This is a genomic window from Caballeronia sordidicola (assembly GCF_002220365.1).
GTDB lineage: Bacteria > Pseudomonadota > Gammaproteobacteria > Burkholderiales > Burkholderiaceae > Caballeronia > Caballeronia sordidicola_C.
On sequence record NZ_MTHB01000241.1, the window covers coordinates 1 to 18202 of the forward strand.

18 protein-coding genes are annotated in these 18202 nt (G+C 60.9%); 14 read left to right on the top strand and 4 right to left on the bottom strand.

The window, feature by feature from the left end:
• Both BSU04_RS33435 and aqpZ read right to left on the bottom strand, forming a co-directional pair.
• Positions 1 to 256 (bottom strand): IS4/Tn5 family transposase DNA-binding protein (locus BSU04_RS33435; RefSeq protein ID WP_306299713.1); only part of this gene is annotated, 256 nt, incomplete at its 3' end.
• Positions 257 to 472: 216 nt separating this feature from the next.
• Positions 473 to 1192: an aquaporin Z gene (gene aqpZ / locus BSU04_RS33440; RefSeq protein ID WP_089164557.1), complete on the bottom strand. Its 720-nt coding sequence runs from the start codon at positions 1190 to 1192 to the stop codon at positions 473 to 475.
• Positions 1193 to 1486: 294 nt separating this feature from the next.
• Here aqpZ and BSU04_RS33445 point away from each other — a divergent pair, with 294 nt between their 5' ends.
• Complete coding sequence (locus tag BSU04_RS33445) at positions 1487 to 1792, top strand: H-NS histone family protein (protein ID WP_089164558.1); 306 nt, start codon at positions 1487 to 1489, stop codon at positions 1790 to 1792.
• 228 nt (positions 1793 to 2020) lie between these two features.
• On the opposite strand, the gene BSU04_RS33450 is transcribed toward BSU04_RS33445, so the two are convergent.
• On the bottom strand, positions 2021 to 3091 hold the full coding sequence (locus BSU04_RS33450) for a glycosyltransferase family 4 protein (protein WP_089164559.1): 1071 nt from the start codon (positions 3089 to 3091) through the stop codon (positions 2021 to 2023).
• Positions 3092 to 3858: 767 nt separating this feature from the next.
• Between BSU04_RS33450 and motA the strand changes: the two genes are divergently transcribed.
• From motA to BSU04_RS33515, 13 genes are all read left to right on the top strand, one after another.
• On the top strand, positions 3859 to 4719 hold the full coding sequence (gene motA, locus BSU04_RS33455) for a flagellar motor stator protein MotA (protein ID WP_089164560.1): 861 nt from the start codon (positions 3859 to 3861) through the stop codon (positions 4717 to 4719).
• A 33-nt stretch (positions 4720 to 4752) separates the two neighbouring features.
• Positions 4753 to 5742 (top strand): flagellar motor protein MotB, encoded by a 990-nt coding sequence (motB, locus tag BSU04_RS33460; protein WP_089164561.1) that lies wholly within the window; start codon positions 4753 to 4755, stop codon positions 5740 to 5742.
• Between the two features lie 82 nt (positions 5743 to 5824).
• Positions 5825 to 6205, top strand: a complete 381-nt coding sequence (locus BSU04_RS33465; RefSeq protein ID WP_089164562.1) for a response regulator — start codon at positions 5825 to 5827, stop codon at positions 6203 to 6205.
• Between the two features lie 141 nt (positions 6206 to 6346).
• Positions 6347 to 8599 (top strand): chemotaxis protein CheA, encoded by a 2253-nt coding sequence (cheA, locus tag BSU04_RS33470; protein WP_089164563.1) that lies wholly within the window; start codon positions 6347 to 6349, stop codon positions 8597 to 8599.
• A 48-nt stretch (positions 8600 to 8647) separates the two neighbouring features.
• A complete protein-coding gene (gene cheW, locus BSU04_RS33475) occupies positions 8648 to 9181 on the top strand; it encodes a chemotaxis protein CheW (protein ID WP_031357095.1) in 534 nt (177 codons plus the stop codon).
• Positions 9182 to 9225: 44 nt separating this feature from the next.
• Positions 9226 to 11022, top strand: coding sequence for a methyl-accepting chemotaxis protein (locus tag BSU04_RS33480; RefSeq protein WP_089164564.1), 1797 nt, complete (start codon positions 9226 to 9228; stop codon positions 11020 to 11022).
• 150 nt (positions 11023 to 11172) lie between these two features.
• Positions 11173 to 12120 (top strand): CheR family methyltransferase, encoded by a 948-nt coding sequence (locus tag BSU04_RS33485; protein ID WP_089164565.1) that lies wholly within the window; start codon positions 11173 to 11175, stop codon positions 12118 to 12120.
• Positions 12117 to 12836 carry a chemoreceptor glutamine deamidase CheD gene (cheD, locus tag BSU04_RS33490; protein WP_089164566.1) on the top strand — a complete coding sequence of 240 codons (720 nt, stop codon included), beginning with the start codon at positions 12117 to 12119 and terminating at the stop codon, positions 12834 to 12836. The genes BSU04_RS33485 and cheD overlap by 4 nt, the downstream gene beginning before the upstream one ends.
• A gap of 2 nt (positions 12837 to 12838) precedes the next feature.
• Positions 12839 to 13948 carry a protein-glutamate methylesterase/protein-glutamine glutaminase gene (locus BSU04_RS33495; protein ID WP_089164567.1) on the top strand — a complete coding sequence of 370 codons (1110 nt, stop codon included), beginning with the start codon at positions 12839 to 12841 and terminating at the stop codon, positions 13946 to 13948.
• An 81-nt stretch (positions 13949 to 14029) separates the two neighbouring features.
• Positions 14030 to 14425, top strand: a complete 396-nt coding sequence (gene cheY, locus BSU04_RS33500) for a chemotaxis response regulator CheY (RefSeq protein WP_089164575.1) — start codon at positions 14030 to 14032, stop codon at positions 14423 to 14425.
• A gap of 11 nt (positions 14426 to 14436) precedes the next feature.
• Positions 14437 to 15141: a protein phosphatase CheZ gene (gene cheZ / locus BSU04_RS33505; RefSeq protein ID WP_089164576.1), complete on the top strand. Its 705-nt coding sequence runs from the start codon at positions 14437 to 14439 to the stop codon at positions 15139 to 15141.
• 269 nt (positions 15142 to 15410) lie between these two features.
• Positions 15411 to 15938 carry a DUF2844 domain-containing protein gene (locus tag BSU04_RS33510; RefSeq protein ID WP_373452899.1) on the top strand — a complete coding sequence of 176 codons (528 nt, stop codon included), beginning with the start codon at positions 15411 to 15413 and terminating at the stop codon, positions 15936 to 15938.
• Between the two features lie 18 nt (positions 15939 to 15956).
• Positions 15957 to 17255, top strand: coding sequence for a DUF3443 domain-containing protein (locus BSU04_RS33515; RefSeq protein ID WP_089164568.1), 1299 nt, complete (start codon positions 15957 to 15959; stop codon positions 17253 to 17255).
• Between the two features lie 132 nt (positions 17256 to 17387).
• On the opposite strand, the gene BSU04_RS33520 is transcribed toward BSU04_RS33515, so the two are convergent.
• Positions 17388 to 18191 (bottom strand): SDR family oxidoreductase, encoded by an 804-nt coding sequence (locus BSU04_RS33520; RefSeq protein ID WP_089164569.1) that lies wholly within the window; start codon positions 18189 to 18191, stop codon positions 17388 to 17390.
• Positions 18192 to 18202: the final 11 nt, after the last annotated feature.

Below are 18202 nucleotides of genomic sequence, written 5' to 3' on the forward strand. Positions count from 1 at the left end.
CCTCGCATGCCCGCATCCGCTCGCTCGAGCTCTGCCAGTGTGGCTCCATGACGTCGGTCCATTCCAGCTTGTCCTGCGCGAAGAACCGATAAGCCGCTGCCGTCTCGGCCCAGCCGCCGCACGCCTGAGGAATGCTCGCCGTCGGACTACCCGACAGTTGTTCGGCCAGCAGGATCGCCCGCCGGTTCAGGCGCTTGTCGCCCAGATCGATACCCTTGAATTCCATTGCCGCCCAGCTCTCCGTTGTTCGTGCCATTCGCATGCCGCGCAAAAAGCAAGAGTAAACGGCAAGCCGCGAAAGTTTACAAGCCGCTCATGTCGACTTGTGTGTAATGGAATGCCTTAAGCCGCCATTAACTTTGTCGCGGATTATTCATATTGATCTGCCGTATCGACGCGATTAAAACGAATTGCACAATAAAAAAACGGGCGCTTGGCGCCCGTTTTTTTATCGGCTTTCACCGTTTTTAATTCACGCTGCAGCAAGCGCCCGGTTCTTCGCACCGGTCAGCAACGGATAAACCACGCCCGCAATGATGGCGCCAATGATAGGCGCTACCCAGAACAACCACAGCTGTTCCATCGCCGCACCGCCGACGAACAATGCCGGGCCCGTGGAACGCGCCGGGTTCACCGACGTATTCGTGACCGGGATCGAGATCAGGTGGATCAGCGTCAGGCACAGGCCAATGGCGATTGGCGCAAACCCGGCAGGTGCGCGGCTGTCAGTGGCACCCAGGATGACGAACAGGAAGAAGAACGTCATCACGACTTCACACACAAGCGCTGCGATCATTGTGTAATGACCCGGCGAGTGATCGCCGTAACCATTGGTGGCAAAGCCGCTGGCAACCAGGTCGAAGCCCGGCGCGCCGCTGGCGATCACCGACAACACGTACGCGCCGATCACGCCACCCACCACTTGGGCCGCAATGTACGGAACCAGATCGCGGACCGGGAAGCGTCCTGCGACCGTCAAACCGACGCTCACCGCCGGGTTCAAGTGGCAACCCGAGATGTGGCCGATCGCGTAGGCCATGGTGAGCACCGTGAGGCCGAACGCAAGCGCTACGCCCGCGAAGCCGATACCAAGTTGAGGGTAACCCGCGGCCAGCACTGCGCTGCCGCAGCCGCCCAGCACGAGCCAGAACGTACCAAACATTTCTGCGCCGAGGCGCTGTCCTAATCGCATGATTCGTAGTCCTAAAAATATATAAAAATCCGAAACAATTCCGACGCTTGTGATCATAAGTACTTGTACGGACCACCACGGCGGGTAAGCAGTGTAATCCGAGTTTCGGGACTAGTTGTCAACAATTGTTAAATCATCAGGAACTGAGGGAACTCTTATTCGGAATGTCCTATAGTTTCAAGAATCTTCTCATTCGCATTAGGTTTTTTGGTAATTGGATGTTCAAACGTTGCATCTTTTAATCGATGCCGTTACGCTTCTCAATAATCGCGGGCTATTAGCAAGGATTAGGAAATGTCGGAATACACCGAGCTCAAGGCGCAGATCGCCAAGCTTCAGGAACAGGCGGAGGAGGCCCGCCGCGCAGAACTGGAAGCAGTACTCGCGGATATCAGGCGCAAGATCGTCGAATACGGACTGACGGCCCAAGATCTGGGGCTGTCAGTTGTCCGGCGAGGCCGGCCACCCAAGAAGGAGCCACTACCGCCGATCTATCAGGACCCCAAGTCTGGGAGCACTTGGAGCGGCCGCGGCAAACCGCCGAAATGGATTGCGGGAAAGAATCGTGAGCGATTCCTGATTAGTCAGGCGCACTCTTAATGTGTCTGGTGACTGCATCGAATAGTGCAGACAAATTGAAGCAAATATGTTTGCATGAAATGAGAACGAAAAAAATCCGCCTGAGGGCGGATTTTTTTGCTCTTCAATGAAACGTTGGATAACGACGCAACCATCGTTTCCAATCGAGTCGGCGGCGCAATTCCATGCAATTCACAGCATGTCCGAGCGGCGCCCGGTCTCCAGGCGACTAAAGAAATAAGCCGAAATTTAGCCGATCGCCACTCGGCGCAATACTGGACGCTTGGCTGCTTGCAACAACGCGGTATAGCTCTCGACGTAGTTCAGCGCCATGGTCTTTGCACTGAAGCGACGTTCGAACTGCGCGCGAATTTCGGTACGCGAGAGCTCGTCCAGGCGTTGGAGTGCGCCGACCGCGCCCTGCACGTCCTCGCAAATGAAGCCCGTCACGCCGTGGTCGATGACTTCCGGCACCGAACCCCGATTGAACGCAATCACCGGCGTACCGCACGCCATGGCCTCGATCATGACCAAGCCGAAAGGCTCCGACCAGTCGATCGGGAACAGCAACGCCTTGGCCCCCGACAGGAATTCCGGTTTTTGCTGCTCGTTGATCTCGCCGACAAATTCAACACTGGCTTTCGATTCCGCCAGCAGCGGCTCGATCACGCTCTTGAAATATTCCTGGTCGACCTTGTCTACCTTGGCGGCGATCTTCAGCGGAAGACCGCTTTGAGCGGCGATCTTGATGGCGAGATCGGCGCGCTTTTCCGGGCAGATACGACCCAGGAACGCGAGATATTCCGGCTTCTTGTGCGTTTGCGGCGTCAGCAGATTTTCAGGCAGCCCGTGATAGATCGTGTTGAGCCATCCAGCTTGCGGGAGCGGCACGCGCTGTGAATCCGAGATCGATACAACCGCTGCATCAGGAAACGCGCTGAACACAGGCTGCAGTTCGGGCAGATCCAGCCGGCCGTGGAGGGTGGTCAAAAACGGCGTATCCATTTGCGAGAACACCGAAAACGGCATGTAGTCGAGGTGGAAGTGCAAGACGTCGAATTCATGCGCCCGACGTCGTACGTTCTCAAGCAGCAGCGCGTGCGGAGCATTCCAGTCGCGGATGGACGGATCGAGGCGCAACGCGCGCGGCCAGGCGGCTTCAAGCTTCGCCTTGGTCTGCGAGTCGCCGCTTGCGAACAGCGTCACGTCATGACCAAGATCAACCAGCGCGTCGGTCAGATACGAGACGACGCGCTCGGTGCCACCGTAGAACTTCGGGGGGACGGCTTCGTGCAAAGGTGCAATTTGTGCGATACGCATAACGTGACTCTCCTGTTCGTGAGGGCTTCGACGCACAGTCTCCGAAACGAAAACCGGTGAAGCCTTGCGGACGGGCCAGCGTCAATGCTGCCGCCCCCTGAATATAGGACCCGGTTGAATCGGGTTATCCCTTACGACCCATTATCGAGATGACTCTCCGCATCAACGAGTCATTTTTCAAACGCTTAACCTTGTTACAGGCGGAAACACCGGCCGTTACGAAGCTCGGTGGATCGCCGACGCCCTTATGCGGCAAGCGATTGCGCGTCCGTCATCCAATTACGCGGTGCAGGATGCATTGCCCAGGACGCCAGATGCAGCAAAGCGTGTGCCACCGCGTATCCACGCCGGCCATGCTCCGCCTGCGTTGACGTCGTCCATTGGCTGTGAAAACAAATGCTCGTCACGTAAAGATTTACCCGGGTCCGCCGTTAGTCAGACGTTGGGCAAACGGTGAGTCAATCGGCTCGGAAAATGGATTTGTCCGATCTCAATCGGCTAGTGCTTGCTTACAACTGATTGCCGATCCGTAAGCTGATAATCGGCATCTTTGCCCGATTTATTGCTGCCGCGCGCCCCACAGCCTGCCGAGGCGACTGAGCGGGCTCGCCAGCCGGCCGGGTTGCAGGCTCGAATGCACCGCCAATCAAGACGCTGCCCGGTTCCCGGCCTGCTGCCCGGTCCGCGATTTCCCTTCAAAGTTTTCCAGCCACTTGCCGTAAACCACTTAACGGCGGTTTCGCCGATGCAACCATGAGGGTTCGATTGTGCTGATTTTCATCGGAACACTAGTGACGCTGTTGTCCGTTTTCGGCGGTTATGCGCTGGAAGGCGGTCACCTTGGCGCATTGGTTCAGCCCGTTGAAATCCTGATGATCGCGGGCGCCGGTGTGGGCGCGTTCATCCTCGGCAACGGCATGAAGACGATCAAGGCCACGCTGCGTGTGATCCCGACGCTCTTCAAGGGCTCGAAGTACAACAAGGACGTGTACATGGAGCTGATGGCGCTGCTCTACGTGCTGCTCGCAAAAGCACGCAAGGAAGGCACGCTGACGCTCGAGTCCGATATCGACGATCCGGAAAAAAGCCCGATCTTCGGTCAATACCCGAAGATCCTGGCGAATCACCATATCGTCGAATTCCTTACTGATTATTTGCGCCTGATGGTCGGCGGCAACATGAACGCATTCGAGATCGAGAGCCTCATGGACGAGGAGATCGAGACGCATCACGCGGAAGGTGAAGGCCCGGCGCAGGCGCTGCACAAGGTAGGCGACGCGATGCCGGCGTTCGGTATTGTCGCGGCCGTGATGGGCGTCGTCCACACAATGGCTTCCGCCGACCAGCCGCCTGCCATCCTGGGCGAAATGATCGCGCAGGCGCTGGTCGGGACGTTCCTCGGCATCTTGCTTTCCTATGGGTTGATCGGCCCGCTCGCGAGCGTCGCGGAACAGCGCGTGGCGGAGTCGACGAAGATGTTCCAGTGCATCAAGGTGACGATCCTGGCAAGCCTGAACGGCTACGCACCGGCTATCGCGGTGGAGTTCGGCCGCAAAGTGCTCTTCTCCACCGAGCGTCCGTCGTTCTCCGAACTGGAAGAACACGTGCGCCGCGTGAAGGCGAAGTAACCGCCTTCAGAGACCGAGCGCATCGAGCCCGCCATGCCGACCAATAAAGATCGTCCGATTTTCATCAAGCGCGTCATATCGAACAAGAAGGCGCATCACGGTGGCGCCTGGAAGCTGGCTTACGCCGACTTCATGACGGCGATGATGGCGTTTTTCCTGTTGATGTGGCTGCTGAGCGCGGTGTCGCCGGTGCAGCGCCAGGGAATTGCCGAGTACTTCAACATGCCGCTCAAGAACGCGATCATGGGCGGGCAGAACACCGGTATGGATTCCAGCGTCATCAACGGCGGCGGACGCGATATTTCAAGCCCCGAGCCGGGTACGACGCGCATGAGCGACGGTACGCGGCGCGTGGACCGGCTCGACGAGCAAACGCTGAGGGCCGCGCAGGGCGAACTCGAACGGCGCGACCAGGCGCGTTTGCACGAGCTGCAGGTCAAGCTGATGGCCGCTATAGAAGCGAACCCGGTGTTGCGCCAGTTCAGGCAGCAGATCCGGATTGACTCGACGCAACAGGGTTTGCGCATCGAGATTGTCGATACCCAGAAGCGCCCGATGTTCGCGCTCGCAAGCAACAACGTGGAGCCCTACATGCGCGACATCCTGCGCGAGATCGGCAAGGCGCTCAATGACGTGCCGAACCGGATCGTGGTGCAGGGACACACCGACGCCACGCAGTACGCGGGCGGCGAAAAGGGTTACAGCAACTGGGAGCTGTCGGCGGATCGCGCGAACGCTTCGCGGCGCGAGCTGATCTCGGGCGGTATGGACGAGTCGAAGGTGTTGCGGGTGCTTGGACTGGCATCGACGCAGAACCTGAACAAGCAGGATGCGTTCGATCCCGAGAACCGGCGCATCAGCATTCTTGTGTTGAACCACAAGTCGGAAGAGTCCATGACGCGTGAGGACCTGCCGGCGACCACGATTACCAGCAATGCGGGCAGCCCAGGCGGTCCGGGCGGGTTCAAGCCCAACTTCGGCGCGCTAGCGCCGGCATTGCCGGCCAAGCCGGCGGTGCCGTGACGGCGGCATCACGAAACACGCTCACGAGAGCACTAGAGCAACAGAGCACGACAAGAACTTCGGACAGAGGGCTGCACACATCATGATCAAGAACATTCTGGCTATCGACGATTCGGCTGCCATGCGGCAAATCCTCTCGGCGACGTTTATCGCGGCGGGGTATCGCGTGGTGCTGGCCATGGATGGCGCAGAAGCGTACGAAGCGGCGCTCGCCGAACAGTTCGATCTCGTGATCACCGACCAGAACATGCCGGCGATGAGCGGCCTGGAGCTGATCGGGAAATTGCGCGGACATCGTGCTTATGCCAATACGCCGATCCTCGTGCTGACGACCGAGTCGGGCGAGCCGTTCAAAGCATCGGCGCGCGCAGTAGGCGCGACGGGCTGGCTCGAAAAACCGTTCGATCCCGACATGCTGACCGAGCTGGTGGCCACGTTGTCGGGAGCGGAACACCCGAATTGAAGCAAACCGTTTTTGCATGAAGCACGACGCACGACGCATCAGGCACGAAGAGTTAAGCATCAAGCATCAGGCACGAAAGAGACATTAGCTTTTACGACGCGCATAGCGACGACAGACAAGGCATCCGGTGGTGACCCAGGCATGACACTCGACATTACGCAGTTCTATCAAACATTCTTCGACGAAGCCGACGAGTTGCTCGCGGATATGGAGCAGTTGCTGCTCGCGCTGGATCTGGCGAACCCCGATCCCGAGGATCTCGGCGCGATCTTTCGCGCGGCGCATTCGATCAAGGGCGGCGCAGCCACGTTCGGTTTTTCGGCGCTGACCGAGACCACGCACATCCTTGAGTCGTTGCTCGATCGGGCGCGCAATAACGAGCTGGTCTTGCGTCGCGACATGATCGATACGTTCCTTGAAACCAAGGACGTACTGTCGGATCAGCTCAGCGCGTATCGCGCCAGTGCCGAGCCGGACGCAGCGGCCGCAAAGGCGATTTGCGCGAAGCTTGAATACTTGCGGGACAACGACCCGGCCGAGGGTGCAACCGCCGCCGCTGACGCTGCGCAGCCGGAGCCGTCGTTCGCCGAAGCGGCCGCGATCGCGCAGGATCTCGCGCAAGTCGCGTTGGCGCTCGGGCCGAACGAGCCGCCGCCGCATGTCGTCGAGCAAGCGAATGAGGCGGTCGAGGAAGAGGGCGAATGGGCTGAATTCCCCGCTACACCAGATGCAAGCCAAGGTGCCGATAGCGCCGGGCAAGACGGTCCTCACCTGAAAATTACGCTACGGGGGGTGGGGGAGAAGGACCAGGCTCTGCTGACCGAGGAGCTTGGAAACCTGGGTAGTGTTGTCGGGGAGATGAAGTCGGGCAGCGATTTGACGTTGTGGCTCGACTCGGATGTATCCGCCGACGATATCGTCGCCGTGTGCTGTTTCGTGATCGATGAAGCGCAGATCGCGGTCAGCCGCGGCAATGCAGCGGATGCGGCGCCTGCCAGTGGGTCGCAAGCTGCTGCAGAGCAGGAAGATTTATACGAGGTGGCAGCAAAAGCACCCGCATCTGAGAAGACGGAACCGGTGGCGGCCGCGGCCGCCGCCGAGTCCCGCACCAAGACAACCATTAGCCCCGCCGTGGCCGAAGCGCCTGAAGCGCCGAAGGCACCCGAAGGCGACAAGAAAACCCGCGCGGCAGCCGCACCCGCCGCCGCGGAAGGCAGCTCCATCCGTGTAGGTGTAGAGAAGGTCGATCAACTGATCAACCTCGTCGGCGAACTGGTGATCACGCAGGCAATGCTCGCCGAAACCACGAGTACCTTCGATCCGGCATTGCACGACCGCCTGTTCAACGGCATGGCGCAGCTCGAACGCAATGCGCGCGACCTGCAGGAAGCGGTGATGTCCATCCGCATGATGCCGATGGACTACGTCTTCAGCCGCTTCCCGCGCCTCGTGCGCGATCTCGCCGGGAAGCTCGGCAAGGAAGTGGAACTCGTCACGTTCGGCCAGGCGACCGAGCTGGACAAGAGCCTGATTGAACGCATCATCGATCCGCTGACCCACCTTGTGCGCAACTCGCTCGACCATGGCATCGAAACCGTGGAAGCGCGGCGTGCAGCGGGTAAAGCGGCGGCGGGACAACTGGTGCTGTCGGCGGCGCATCACGGCGGCAACATCGTGATTGAAGTCAGCGACGACGGCGCGGGCCTGCGCCGCGACAAGATTCTCGCGAAGGCGCTCAAGCAAGGCATGCAGGTCAGCGAGCAAATGTCCGACGACGAAGTCTGGCAACTGATCTTCATGCCGGGCTTTTCCACCGCCGAACAGGTCACGGACATCTCCGGCCGCGGCGTGGGCATGGACGTAGTGAAACGCAACATCCAGGCGATGGGCGGCCATGTCGAGATCCAGTCTCGCGAAGGCAAGGGTACGACCACGAAGATCGTGTTGCCGCTGACGCTGGCGATTCTCGACGGCATGTCGGTGAAGGTGGGCAGCGAGATTTTCATCCTGCCGCTGAATTTCGTCATGGAGTCGCTGCAGCCCGTTGCCGACGATATCTACACGGTCGCCGGCGGCGAGCGCGTGGTGCGGGTTCGTGGCGAATATCTGCCGCTGGTCGCGCTGCATCAGGTCTTCGAAGTAGTCGATGCACGCACCGAACCCACGCAGGGAATCATCACGATCATCCAGTCGGAAGGACGCCGCTTTGCCATGCTGATCGATGAGCTGGTCGGCCAGCAGCAAGTGGTGGTGAAGAACCTCGAAACGAATTACCGCAAGGTACACGGCATTTCCGCCGCGACCATCCTGGGCGACGGCAGCGTCGCACTGATCGTCGACGTAGCGGCGCTGAACCGTGAAAACCGCTCGGCGCATGGCGCGCTGACGCACTAATGCACTAAATAGATAGTCGGAACACCCAACCAATTTTTGGAGGCTAACGTGGCAGCAGACATCCAATCCATTACTTCGGCGGTTCAACGCCGTGACGTTCAACGTGTCAGCCAGGCCGAAGCGGCAGGACAGGAATTCCTCGTCTTCACGCTGGGCGCGGAAGAGTACGGCATCGACATTTTGAAGGTGCAGGAAATTCGCGGCTACGACAACGTCACGCGCATTGCCAATGCGCCGGCGTTCATCAAGGGCGTGATCAACTTGCGCGGCATCATCGTGCCGATCGTCGATATGCGCATCAAGTTCAATCTCGGTCGCGTGGAGTATGACAACCAGACGGTCGTGATCATCCTGAACGTCGCGCATCGCGTGGTCGGCATGGTCGTGGACGGTGTGTCCGACGTGCTCACGCTGCAAGCCGACCAGGTCATGCCGGCGCCGGAGTTCGGCGCCACGCTCACCACCGAATACCTGACGGGCCTCGGTACCGTCGATGGCCGGATGCTGATCCTGATGGACATCGAAAAGTTGATGACGAGCAAGGAGATGGAGTTGATCGACTCCGTCGCCGTGCCCGCCTGAGTCTTCATATAGCTGGTTACCAACACGCTGGTCGGGAAGAAGACATGCTTAAGAACTGGTCGATTCGTACCACGCTGACGCTCGTGGGCCTGCTGTTCGTAGGATTTGCGGCAGTGGTGAGCGCGTTGTCGCTTAACGGCTTGCGCTCGGCGGGCAATTCGCTTTCCCTGTTGGCCGACAGCGACATGGTGTCCATGCGGGCACTCAGCGACGCGTCGTCGAACCTGCTGCGCTCTCGCGTGGCGCTCGACCGCGTGCGCGGGCTGACAGAGGCGAACAACGCTGATGAAGCGAAGAAGGTGCTTGATCGCGGGCAGTTCCTGCTCGATAAATCGAACGAGAGCTGGAAGCTTTTCTTGTCGACGCCGAAGCCGATGTTGCCGCAAGCCACGCTGGACGACATCGTGGCGAAACGTGACGCGCTGATGCATGAGGGTGTCGAACCGGAGTTCGCGGCAATGCGCACCGGCGACATGGCCGCGTATCACGCCATTGCGGACACCAAGATCAGCCCGATGTTCATCGCCCTCGACGCAGCGACGGCTACCACGGCCGACTTGACGCAGAAGCACGCCGAGCAGTTGCGCGCAGACGCGGCGGCGAGCATCACGCTGCTGATCGAGGTGATTGTCGGTGTGATGGTGCTGGCCGTGCTCACGCTGATTGCCACGCGCTTCGCGATGGGCGGCATGATCGTGCAGCCGATCAACGACGCAGTCGATCACTTCGAACGCATCGCCAAAGGCGACCTGACGAAGTCCGCGCACACGGACAAGACCAATGAGATCGGCCGCTTGTTTGCGGGCATCGAGCGGATGCGAACGAACCTGACCGCGATGGTCGGATCGGTGCATCACGGGGCGGAATCCATCGATGTCGGGGCGCGGGAAATCGCCAGCGGCAACACGGATCTCTCGCAACGTACGGAAGAACAGGCGGCGTCGCTGCAGGAAACGGCGTCGAGCATGGAGCAGCTCACCAGCACCGTGAAACAGAACGCCGAGAACGCGCGCCAGGCTTCGCAACTGGCCGTCAACGCGTCGGATATCGCGTCGCGCGGCGGTCAGGTGGTGGAGCAGGTCGTGGACACCATGAGCGCGATTTCATCGAGTTCGAGCAAGGTGGTCGACATCATCGGGGTGATTGAGGGCATCGCGTTCCAGACCAATATTCTCGCGCTGAATGCGGCCGTGGAAGCGGCCCGGGCGGGAGAGGAAGGGCGTGGTTTTGCCGTCGTGGCGGGCGAAGTGCGCAGTCTCGCGCAACGGAGCGCGGCAGCGGCGAAAGAGATCAAGTCGCTGATCGGAGACTCCACCGCGAAGGTCGAAAGCGGCTCCGTGCTGGTCGCTCGCGCCGGGGAGACGATGGACGAAATCGTGCAGGCCGTGCGCCGCGTCACCGACATCATGGGCGAGATCAGCGCCGCGTCGGACGAGCAGTCGCAAGGCATCGAGCAGGTGAGCCGCGCCGTCGGGCAGATGGACGAAGTCACGCAGCAGAACGCGGCGCTGGTTGAACAAGCGGCGGCTGCAGCGGCGTCGCTTGAAGAGCAGACGCGCAAGCTGAAGGACGTGGTCAGCCACTGGCAAGTCAGCAGCGACGCACCGTCCAGCGACCCGCGCGCGCGACTCGAACCGAGGGTCGTCGCACGGCCGCACGCCAACTCGGCGATTAAAGTTGCAGCGCGGCCTAACGTCGCGGCTAATCGCGCCGTTAATAAGCTTATTGCCACACCGGCTTCGGCCGCTTCAGCCAACGCTTCAGCCCCGGCAACACCGGTCGCGAAAGCGCCCGCCACGAAGCTCGCAGTTGCCGCGTCCGGTGACTGGGAAACTTTTTAAGGCAGTGTCGATAACCATGCAAGCCCATCGCAACGTGCTCCTTGATGAGCATTTCACTGAAGCGCGCCGGGCCGTGTGGTTGTCGACGAAACGCGGTGCAACGCCCGTACGGGATGCAGCCGATGCACGTTCCAGCAGAACAAAGGCTAGATGATGGCAACGCGCCCGAGCGTCGATACCCCCCGCGACCGGACCCGAAACGGTTCGGAAGTGGAACGGGACTTCGAATTCACCAATGCCGATTTCGGCCGCATTCGTGCGCTGATTCATGAGCGCGCGGGGATTTCGCTGTCCGATCATAAACGCGACATGGCATATAGCCGTCTCGCGCGACGTCTGCGCGCCTGCAATATCGATTCGTTTCGCGTGTATCTCGAGCGTCTCGAAGCGCATCCGGACAGCGACGAGTGGGAAGCCTTTACCAACGCACTGACCACGAACCTGACTGCGTTCTTCCGCGAATCGCATCATTTCCCGATCCTTGCCACGTTCGCGAAAAGCCGTCCGCAGCCGTTCTCGGTGTGGTGCTCGGCGGCATCGACGGGAGAGGAGCCGTATTCCATCGCCATGACACTGATGGAAACACTCGGCGACAGCGCTGCGCGCCATTGCACGGTGATTGCAACGGACATCGACAGCCAGGTCTTGCAGAAGGCCGACGCGGGCGTCTATACGCTCGACTCCGTGAAGACGCTGGGTGCCGAACGCCTGAAGCGTTTCTTCCTGAAGGGCACGGGCGCGCATGCCGGCATGGTGAAGATCCGCCCGGAAGTGCGTGCGCTGGTGAAGTTCGAGCAACTTAACCTGACGGACGCGAAGTACGCGCTGCCGGGCCAGTTCGACGCGATCTTCTGCCGCAACGTGATGATCTACTTCGATAAACCCACGCAGGCGCAAGTGCTCGCGCGCTTCGAGCCGCTGATGAAGCCGGGCGGTTTGTTGTTCGCCGGGCATTCGGAAAACTTCACCTATGTGACGCAGGCGTTCAAGCTGCGCGGCCAGACAGTGTACGGGTTGTCGCGTGACGCGGCGGCGGCGGCAACGGCAGCCGCAGCGGCGAAGAAAGCGGGCAAGACGCTCGCCGGGGAGCTGGCATGAGTGGCTTGCCGATCGCATCGAATCTTTACTTCGACAACCATTTCAAGCTCCCGGGCGTGAAGCTGTTGCCGAACGAGTTCTATATGACGAGCGAGGACATGGTGCTTGTCACGGTGCTCGGTTCATGCGTGGCGGCATGCATTCACGATCGCTCGGCAGGCATTGGCGGGATGAATCATTTCATGCTTCCCGACGACGGCTCGGACGCGTCGCAATCCAGTTCGGATTCCATGCGTTACGGCGCCTACGCCATGGAAGTGCTGATCAACGAAATGATCAAGCGCGGTGGCCGGCGCGAGCGCTTCGAAGCGAAAGTGTTTGGCGGTGGCGCGGTGCTGGCGGGCATGACGACGATCAATATCGGCGATCGCAATTCGGAATTCGTCCGTCGTTACCTGGCGCTGGAAAAGATTCGCATTGTTGCCGAGGACTTGCAGGGCATGTATCCGCGCAAGGTCGCGTTCATGCCGCGCACCGGCCAGGCGATGGTCAAGAAACTCATCACGACGCAAGACCCGAGCGTGGTCGAACGCGAGCAGGCACTCGCGCGGCAAACACCCGAGGCACGCAGCGAACGGCTTGCAAAGGCGCGTGCGCGTGTCGAGATGTTCAGCCGGCCCAAAGCTACCACACCCGATAAACCCCGCATCGAACTATTCGGTGCCGCAGCCGGCCTGCAGCGAACCGTCCGCACGAAGACGGCGGAGGAAGCATGACAATGGCCCGGAGCACGGAACCGAAAATCAGTGTGCTGTGCGTCGACGACTCGGCGCTGGTGCGAAGCCTGATGACCGAGATCATCAACTCGCAGCCCGACATGCACGTGTGCGCAACCGCGCCTGATCCGCTGGTGGCGCGTGAGCTCATCAAGCAGCACAACCCCGACGTACTGACACTCGACGTCGAAATGCCGCGCATGGATGGCCTCGATTTCCTCGAAAAGCTGATGCGCCTTCGGCCGATGCCGGTAGTGATGGTGTCGTCGCTGACGGAGCGCGGCTCGGAAATCACGCTGCGGGCGCTGGAACTCGGCGCGGTGGATTTCGTGACGAAACCGCGCGTGGGTATTCGCGACGGCATGCTCGAGTACTCGGAAAAGCTCGCCGATAAAATCCGCGCAGCCGCCCGCGCACGGGTGCGGCAGACGCCTCATGTCGTGCACGCAGCGCCGGGTTCAAGCGGCGCGGTTGCTGTGGCGAAACCCACGCCGAACCTGAACAATCCTCTGGTGAGTACGGAGAAGCTGATCATCGTCGGGGCATCGACGGGCGGCACCGAAGCGATCCGCGAACTGTTGGTGCCGCTGCCGCCCGACGCGCCCGGCGTGATGATCGCGCAGCACATGCCGCCTGGCTTCACGAAGTCGTTTGCTCAGCGCCTGAACGGTCTGTGCCGGATCGCGGTGAAAGAAGCCGAGCACGGCGAACGTGTGCTGCCGGGCCATGCGTACATCGCACCTGGCGACGCCCATCTGGTGCTCGTGCGAAGCGGGGCGAACTACGTGGCGCATCTCTCCGATGCCCCGCCGGTCAACCGCCACCGTCCTTCCGTCGACGTGCTGTTCCGGTCCGCCGCGCAGAACGCCGGCAAGAACGCGCTCGGCGTGATCCTGACCGGCATGGGCCGCGACGGCGCGCAGGGCATGCTGGAAATGCAGCAAGCCGGCGCGTACACCTTCGCGCAGGACGAGGCGAGCTGCGTGGTGTTCGGCATGCCGCGCGAGGCGATTGCAACGGGCGGGGTGAGCGAGATCGCGCCGCTGGCGGAAATGACCCGGCGCGTGATGGCACGGCTCAATTCAATGGGTGAACGGGCGCAGCGCGTTTGATCCACGCCCAACAGGATTCGGATAGAAACGCGGCGTGATGCGCCGCTTGAAGAAAACACAGGAACACAAGGAGCAGTGATGGTGGACAAGAACATGAAGATTTTGGTCGTCGACGACTTTCCGACGATGCGGCGCATTGTGCGAAACCTGCTGAAGGAACTGGGTTTCTCCAATGTCGATGAAGCCGAAGACGGTGCGGCCGGTCTTGCGCGTCTGCGCGGCGGCGGTTTCGAATTCGTCATTTCCGACTGGAACATGCCGAACCTCGATGGCCTCGAAATGCTGAAGCAAATTCGCGGCGACGCTGCACTCGCCCATTTGCCCGTGCTGATGGTGACGGCGGAATCGAAGAAGGAAAACATCATCGCCGCGGCGCAGGCTGGCGCGAGCGGATACGTGGTCAAGCCGTTCACGGCTGCGACCCTCGACGAGAAGCTGTCGAAGATCCTCGAAAAGATGGCTAAGGCCGGGAGCTGACCGTGAACGAAATGACGAACCACGAGACGCTCATCGACGTCGAGCAGGACGCCGATGCATCGAGCGGCGACCGCATCCTCGCGCGCATAGGCCAATTGACGAGAACCCTGCGCGATTCCATGCGCGAACTCGGCCTCGACAAACAAGTGGAAGCCGCCGCCGAGATGGTGCCGGACGCACGCGACCGCCTGAAGTACGTCGCGACGATGACGGAGCAGGCCGCCGAGCGCGCGCTGAACGCCATCGAGTTGGCGAAGCCGCTGCAGGAGACCATGCAGCGCGACGCACAGGCGCTCGATGCCCGTTGGGAGCATTGGTATGGCGCGCCGCTCGAGAACGCGGACGTGAAGACCTTGCTGGCGGACACACGGGGCTTTTTGCAGCAAGTGCCGGTGCACACGGTGGCGACCAATACGCAGTTACTCGAAATCATGCTCGCGCAGGATTTCCAGGATCTGACCGGTCAGGTGATCAAGAAAATTACCGACGTGGTGTATGTAATCGAGCAGCAATTGCTCAGCGTGCTGCTGGAGAACATCGCGCCCGAGCGGCGTGAACAATTCGCGGCACAGGCAGCGGCGCTGGCGGCAGCATCGAGCTCGGTGGGCTCGTCGGAGACCTTGCTCAACGGTCCGCAGATCAATCCGGAAGGCCGTACCGACGTAGTCCAGGACCAGACTCAAGTCGACGATCTGCTCGCCAGTCTCGGCTTCTGACAATTTAAAACGCTCGACGCGCGCGGGCTTGGCGCATGCGCATGCCGCAGGTGCTGGCACTTGCTCGCGTCGAGCCGTTTCCCGCAGCGTCAGTCCCCTGAAAGTATTCTGTTGGCGCTCGACCGTACGCGGTTGTACGAAGCGTCCTTTTCCCGGTTCCGACTCAATCGACTGGCATACTGGTAGAGCTTTCTTATTGGCTTTTGTAGCGCGGACGTTGCAGAAGGCAAAATAGCGAATATTGAGATAATCGAAACGGGGGAGGCGAAGTGAACACTTCGATCATTTCATTGAGCTCGCGACGCGTAACCGCGCTCGCCAGCCTGGCAGCAGGGCTGATATTGAGCTTGCTAGCTGTATCGCCGGCTTATGCCGTGCTTGGTGGCGCGCCGATGACACCGCCCGCCGGCGCCACTGTCAACAACGCCGTGTCGCATGCCGCTGTGTCAGCGGTTGCATCCGCCGCGGGCGCTTCGGCCAGTTCTTACACCGTGCGCACCACGACGCTCGCCGTTGGGACGGTGGTAAACGAGTATGTCGGCGCGGACGGCGTGGTGTTTGGCATTGCGTGGCAAGGTCCAAGAATTCCCGATCTTCCGACCTTGCTCGGCAGCTATTTCCCTCAATACGTGCAAGGCATCCAGAATCAGCGCGCCAACGGCGGCGGCCGTGGGCCGGTCAGCGTGGCAGGCAGCGCGCTGGTGGTCCGCTCCGGCGGTCATATGGGCGCATTCGCCGGGCAGGCCTACCTGCCGCAGTCCTTGCCCGCGGGCGTCAGCCCCAGCGACATCCAATAACGGACGGAGACTTCCACTATGCGTCCGACGATTTCCTCGTCCAATCCGACCCTGCGTTCGGGCCTGATCCGCTGGCTCGCTGTGCTGAGCGTGTCGGTGTTACTCGCTGCCTGCGGCGGCGGTGGCGGTGATTCAGGCAGCAGTTCCGTCAGCAGCAGCGGCAGTGGCAGCAGTGGCAGCAGCAGCGGTAGTGGTTCTGGCAGCACGCCCAGCGCGCAGCCGATCGCGTCTACGGCGTCGAACACGGTGCCCATCACCGTGGGTCCCGGTGCACAAAACTTCGTCAATATCCCGAACGTATCGGTGACGGTATGCGCGCCCGGCACGAGCACGTGCCAGGTCATCAACAACATCCAGCTCGATACCGGTTCGTACGGCTTGCGTTTGGCAAGCGACGCGGCAACGCAGATCTTGGGCAGCTTGCCCGTGGCCGCGTCGACGAGCGGTGGTCAATTGGCGGAATGCACGCAATTCGCCGATGGCTTCACCTGGGGCACCGTGCGTACCGCCGACGTGAAGATCGGCGGCGAAAGCGCGAGCGCCATTCCAATCCAGATAGTGGGCGATCTGCCTGATTCCACGGTGCCGCTTAATGGCTGTATCAATGGCAGCAACGAAAGCACCTCGCGGCAATTGGGCGCGAACGGGATCCTGGGCGTGGGTGTTGCAGCGACCGATTGCGGTGTGACCTGCACGAACGCCGCAACCAGCAACTACTACTCGTGCCCGAGCGGGACAAACTGCTCGGCCATTGCCGTTGCAGTTGCCCAGCAGGTGGTGAATCCGGTCACAAAGTTCGCGGTGGACAACAATGGCGTGATCGTGCAATTGCCGCCAGTGGCAACATCGGCGGCGTCGGTGACAGGCACGCTGGTATTCGGTATTGGCACGCAGAGCAACAATGCACTACTGCCTGCAGCAACGTCTTATCGCTCGACAGCTTTTGGCGACCTGGCCGGAACCTATAAGGGCGCGGCGGTGACGACCATTGTCGATTCGGGTTCGAACGGCCTGTTTTTCACCGACAGTTCGTTGCCAGCCTGTACGTCGACATTCACCGACTTCTACTGTCCGACCAGTTCGCAGGCGCTTTCTGCTACCGTTACCGGGTTCACCGGCACGTCAGGCACGGTAAATTTCACGGTCCTGAACGCCCAGACTCTGGCTGCCAGCGGCACGAGCTATGCACTGAATGGACTGGCCGGCAGCATTGGTTCGTTCCCGACGCTGTTCGACTTCGGCCTGCCATTTTTCTTCGGCCGATATGTTTATTTTGGCTTCAACACCAACGGAAATTCGGCGTACATCGCGTTTTAAGCGCGCTTAGTTCAGGTCGGTAGCGTCAAGGAAGGCGACGACGAAAAGCGACAAAGCCCGGCGAGTTTTTGCGCCGGGCTTTGTTTTTTGTGGAAGTAATCGCCGCTTCGGGAGGGACATCGTCCTGAATGATCAGTCCCCGGCGCGCGGTTTCCTCGGCGCCTTCTCAAGCAAGCGGTCATACAGCCAGCGCGGCACCACGTGCAGCATCGCGCCGGCGACGCGCATCTGCCATGGAAACGTCGCAAACCTCTTCTTCCCCGCAATTGCATCAGCGCTCTTGAGGGCGAATACATCGGCGTCCATCAGGAAGGGCATCGGATACGGATTGTGTTCGGTCATCGCGGTGCGGATATAGCCCGGTGCGATGGTCACCACCGATACCCCCTTCGGCCGCATCTCCACCCTGAGCGCTTCGAGATACTTCAGCGCCGCCGATTTCGACGCGCTGTACGCGCCCGAACCCGGCAATCCGCGAATGCCCGCCACGCTCGCGATGCCAACCAGCGTTCCGCGCCGCTCCTCGACCATGCGGGCGACGAACGGCTCAAACGTCGCGATCATCCCGAAGTAATTGATATCCATCACGTCGCGAAAGGTATCGAGATCGCCATGACCGGTCAGCGCGCCGCGGCTGACACCGGCGTTGGCGATCACCACGTCGGCGCCGCCATGCTGCGCACAGAACTGCGCGGCGGCGTGGCTAAGCGCGGCGGCGTCGCGGACGTCGGCGGGATAGATCGAGATGGAATGGGAAGGCAAGCGTGCGGCGAATGCCGCGAGGGCGTCGCCACGACGAGCAACGAGGCCAAGCACGGCACCGCGCCGGAGATATTCCTCGGCGAGCGCGAGGCCAATGCCGCTGGATGCGCCGGTGATGAAAACTCTCAGCCGGGCTGGCTCGGCACCCCTGCCATTGCCCGGCGTGTCCTTCATAGCGGCGCTCA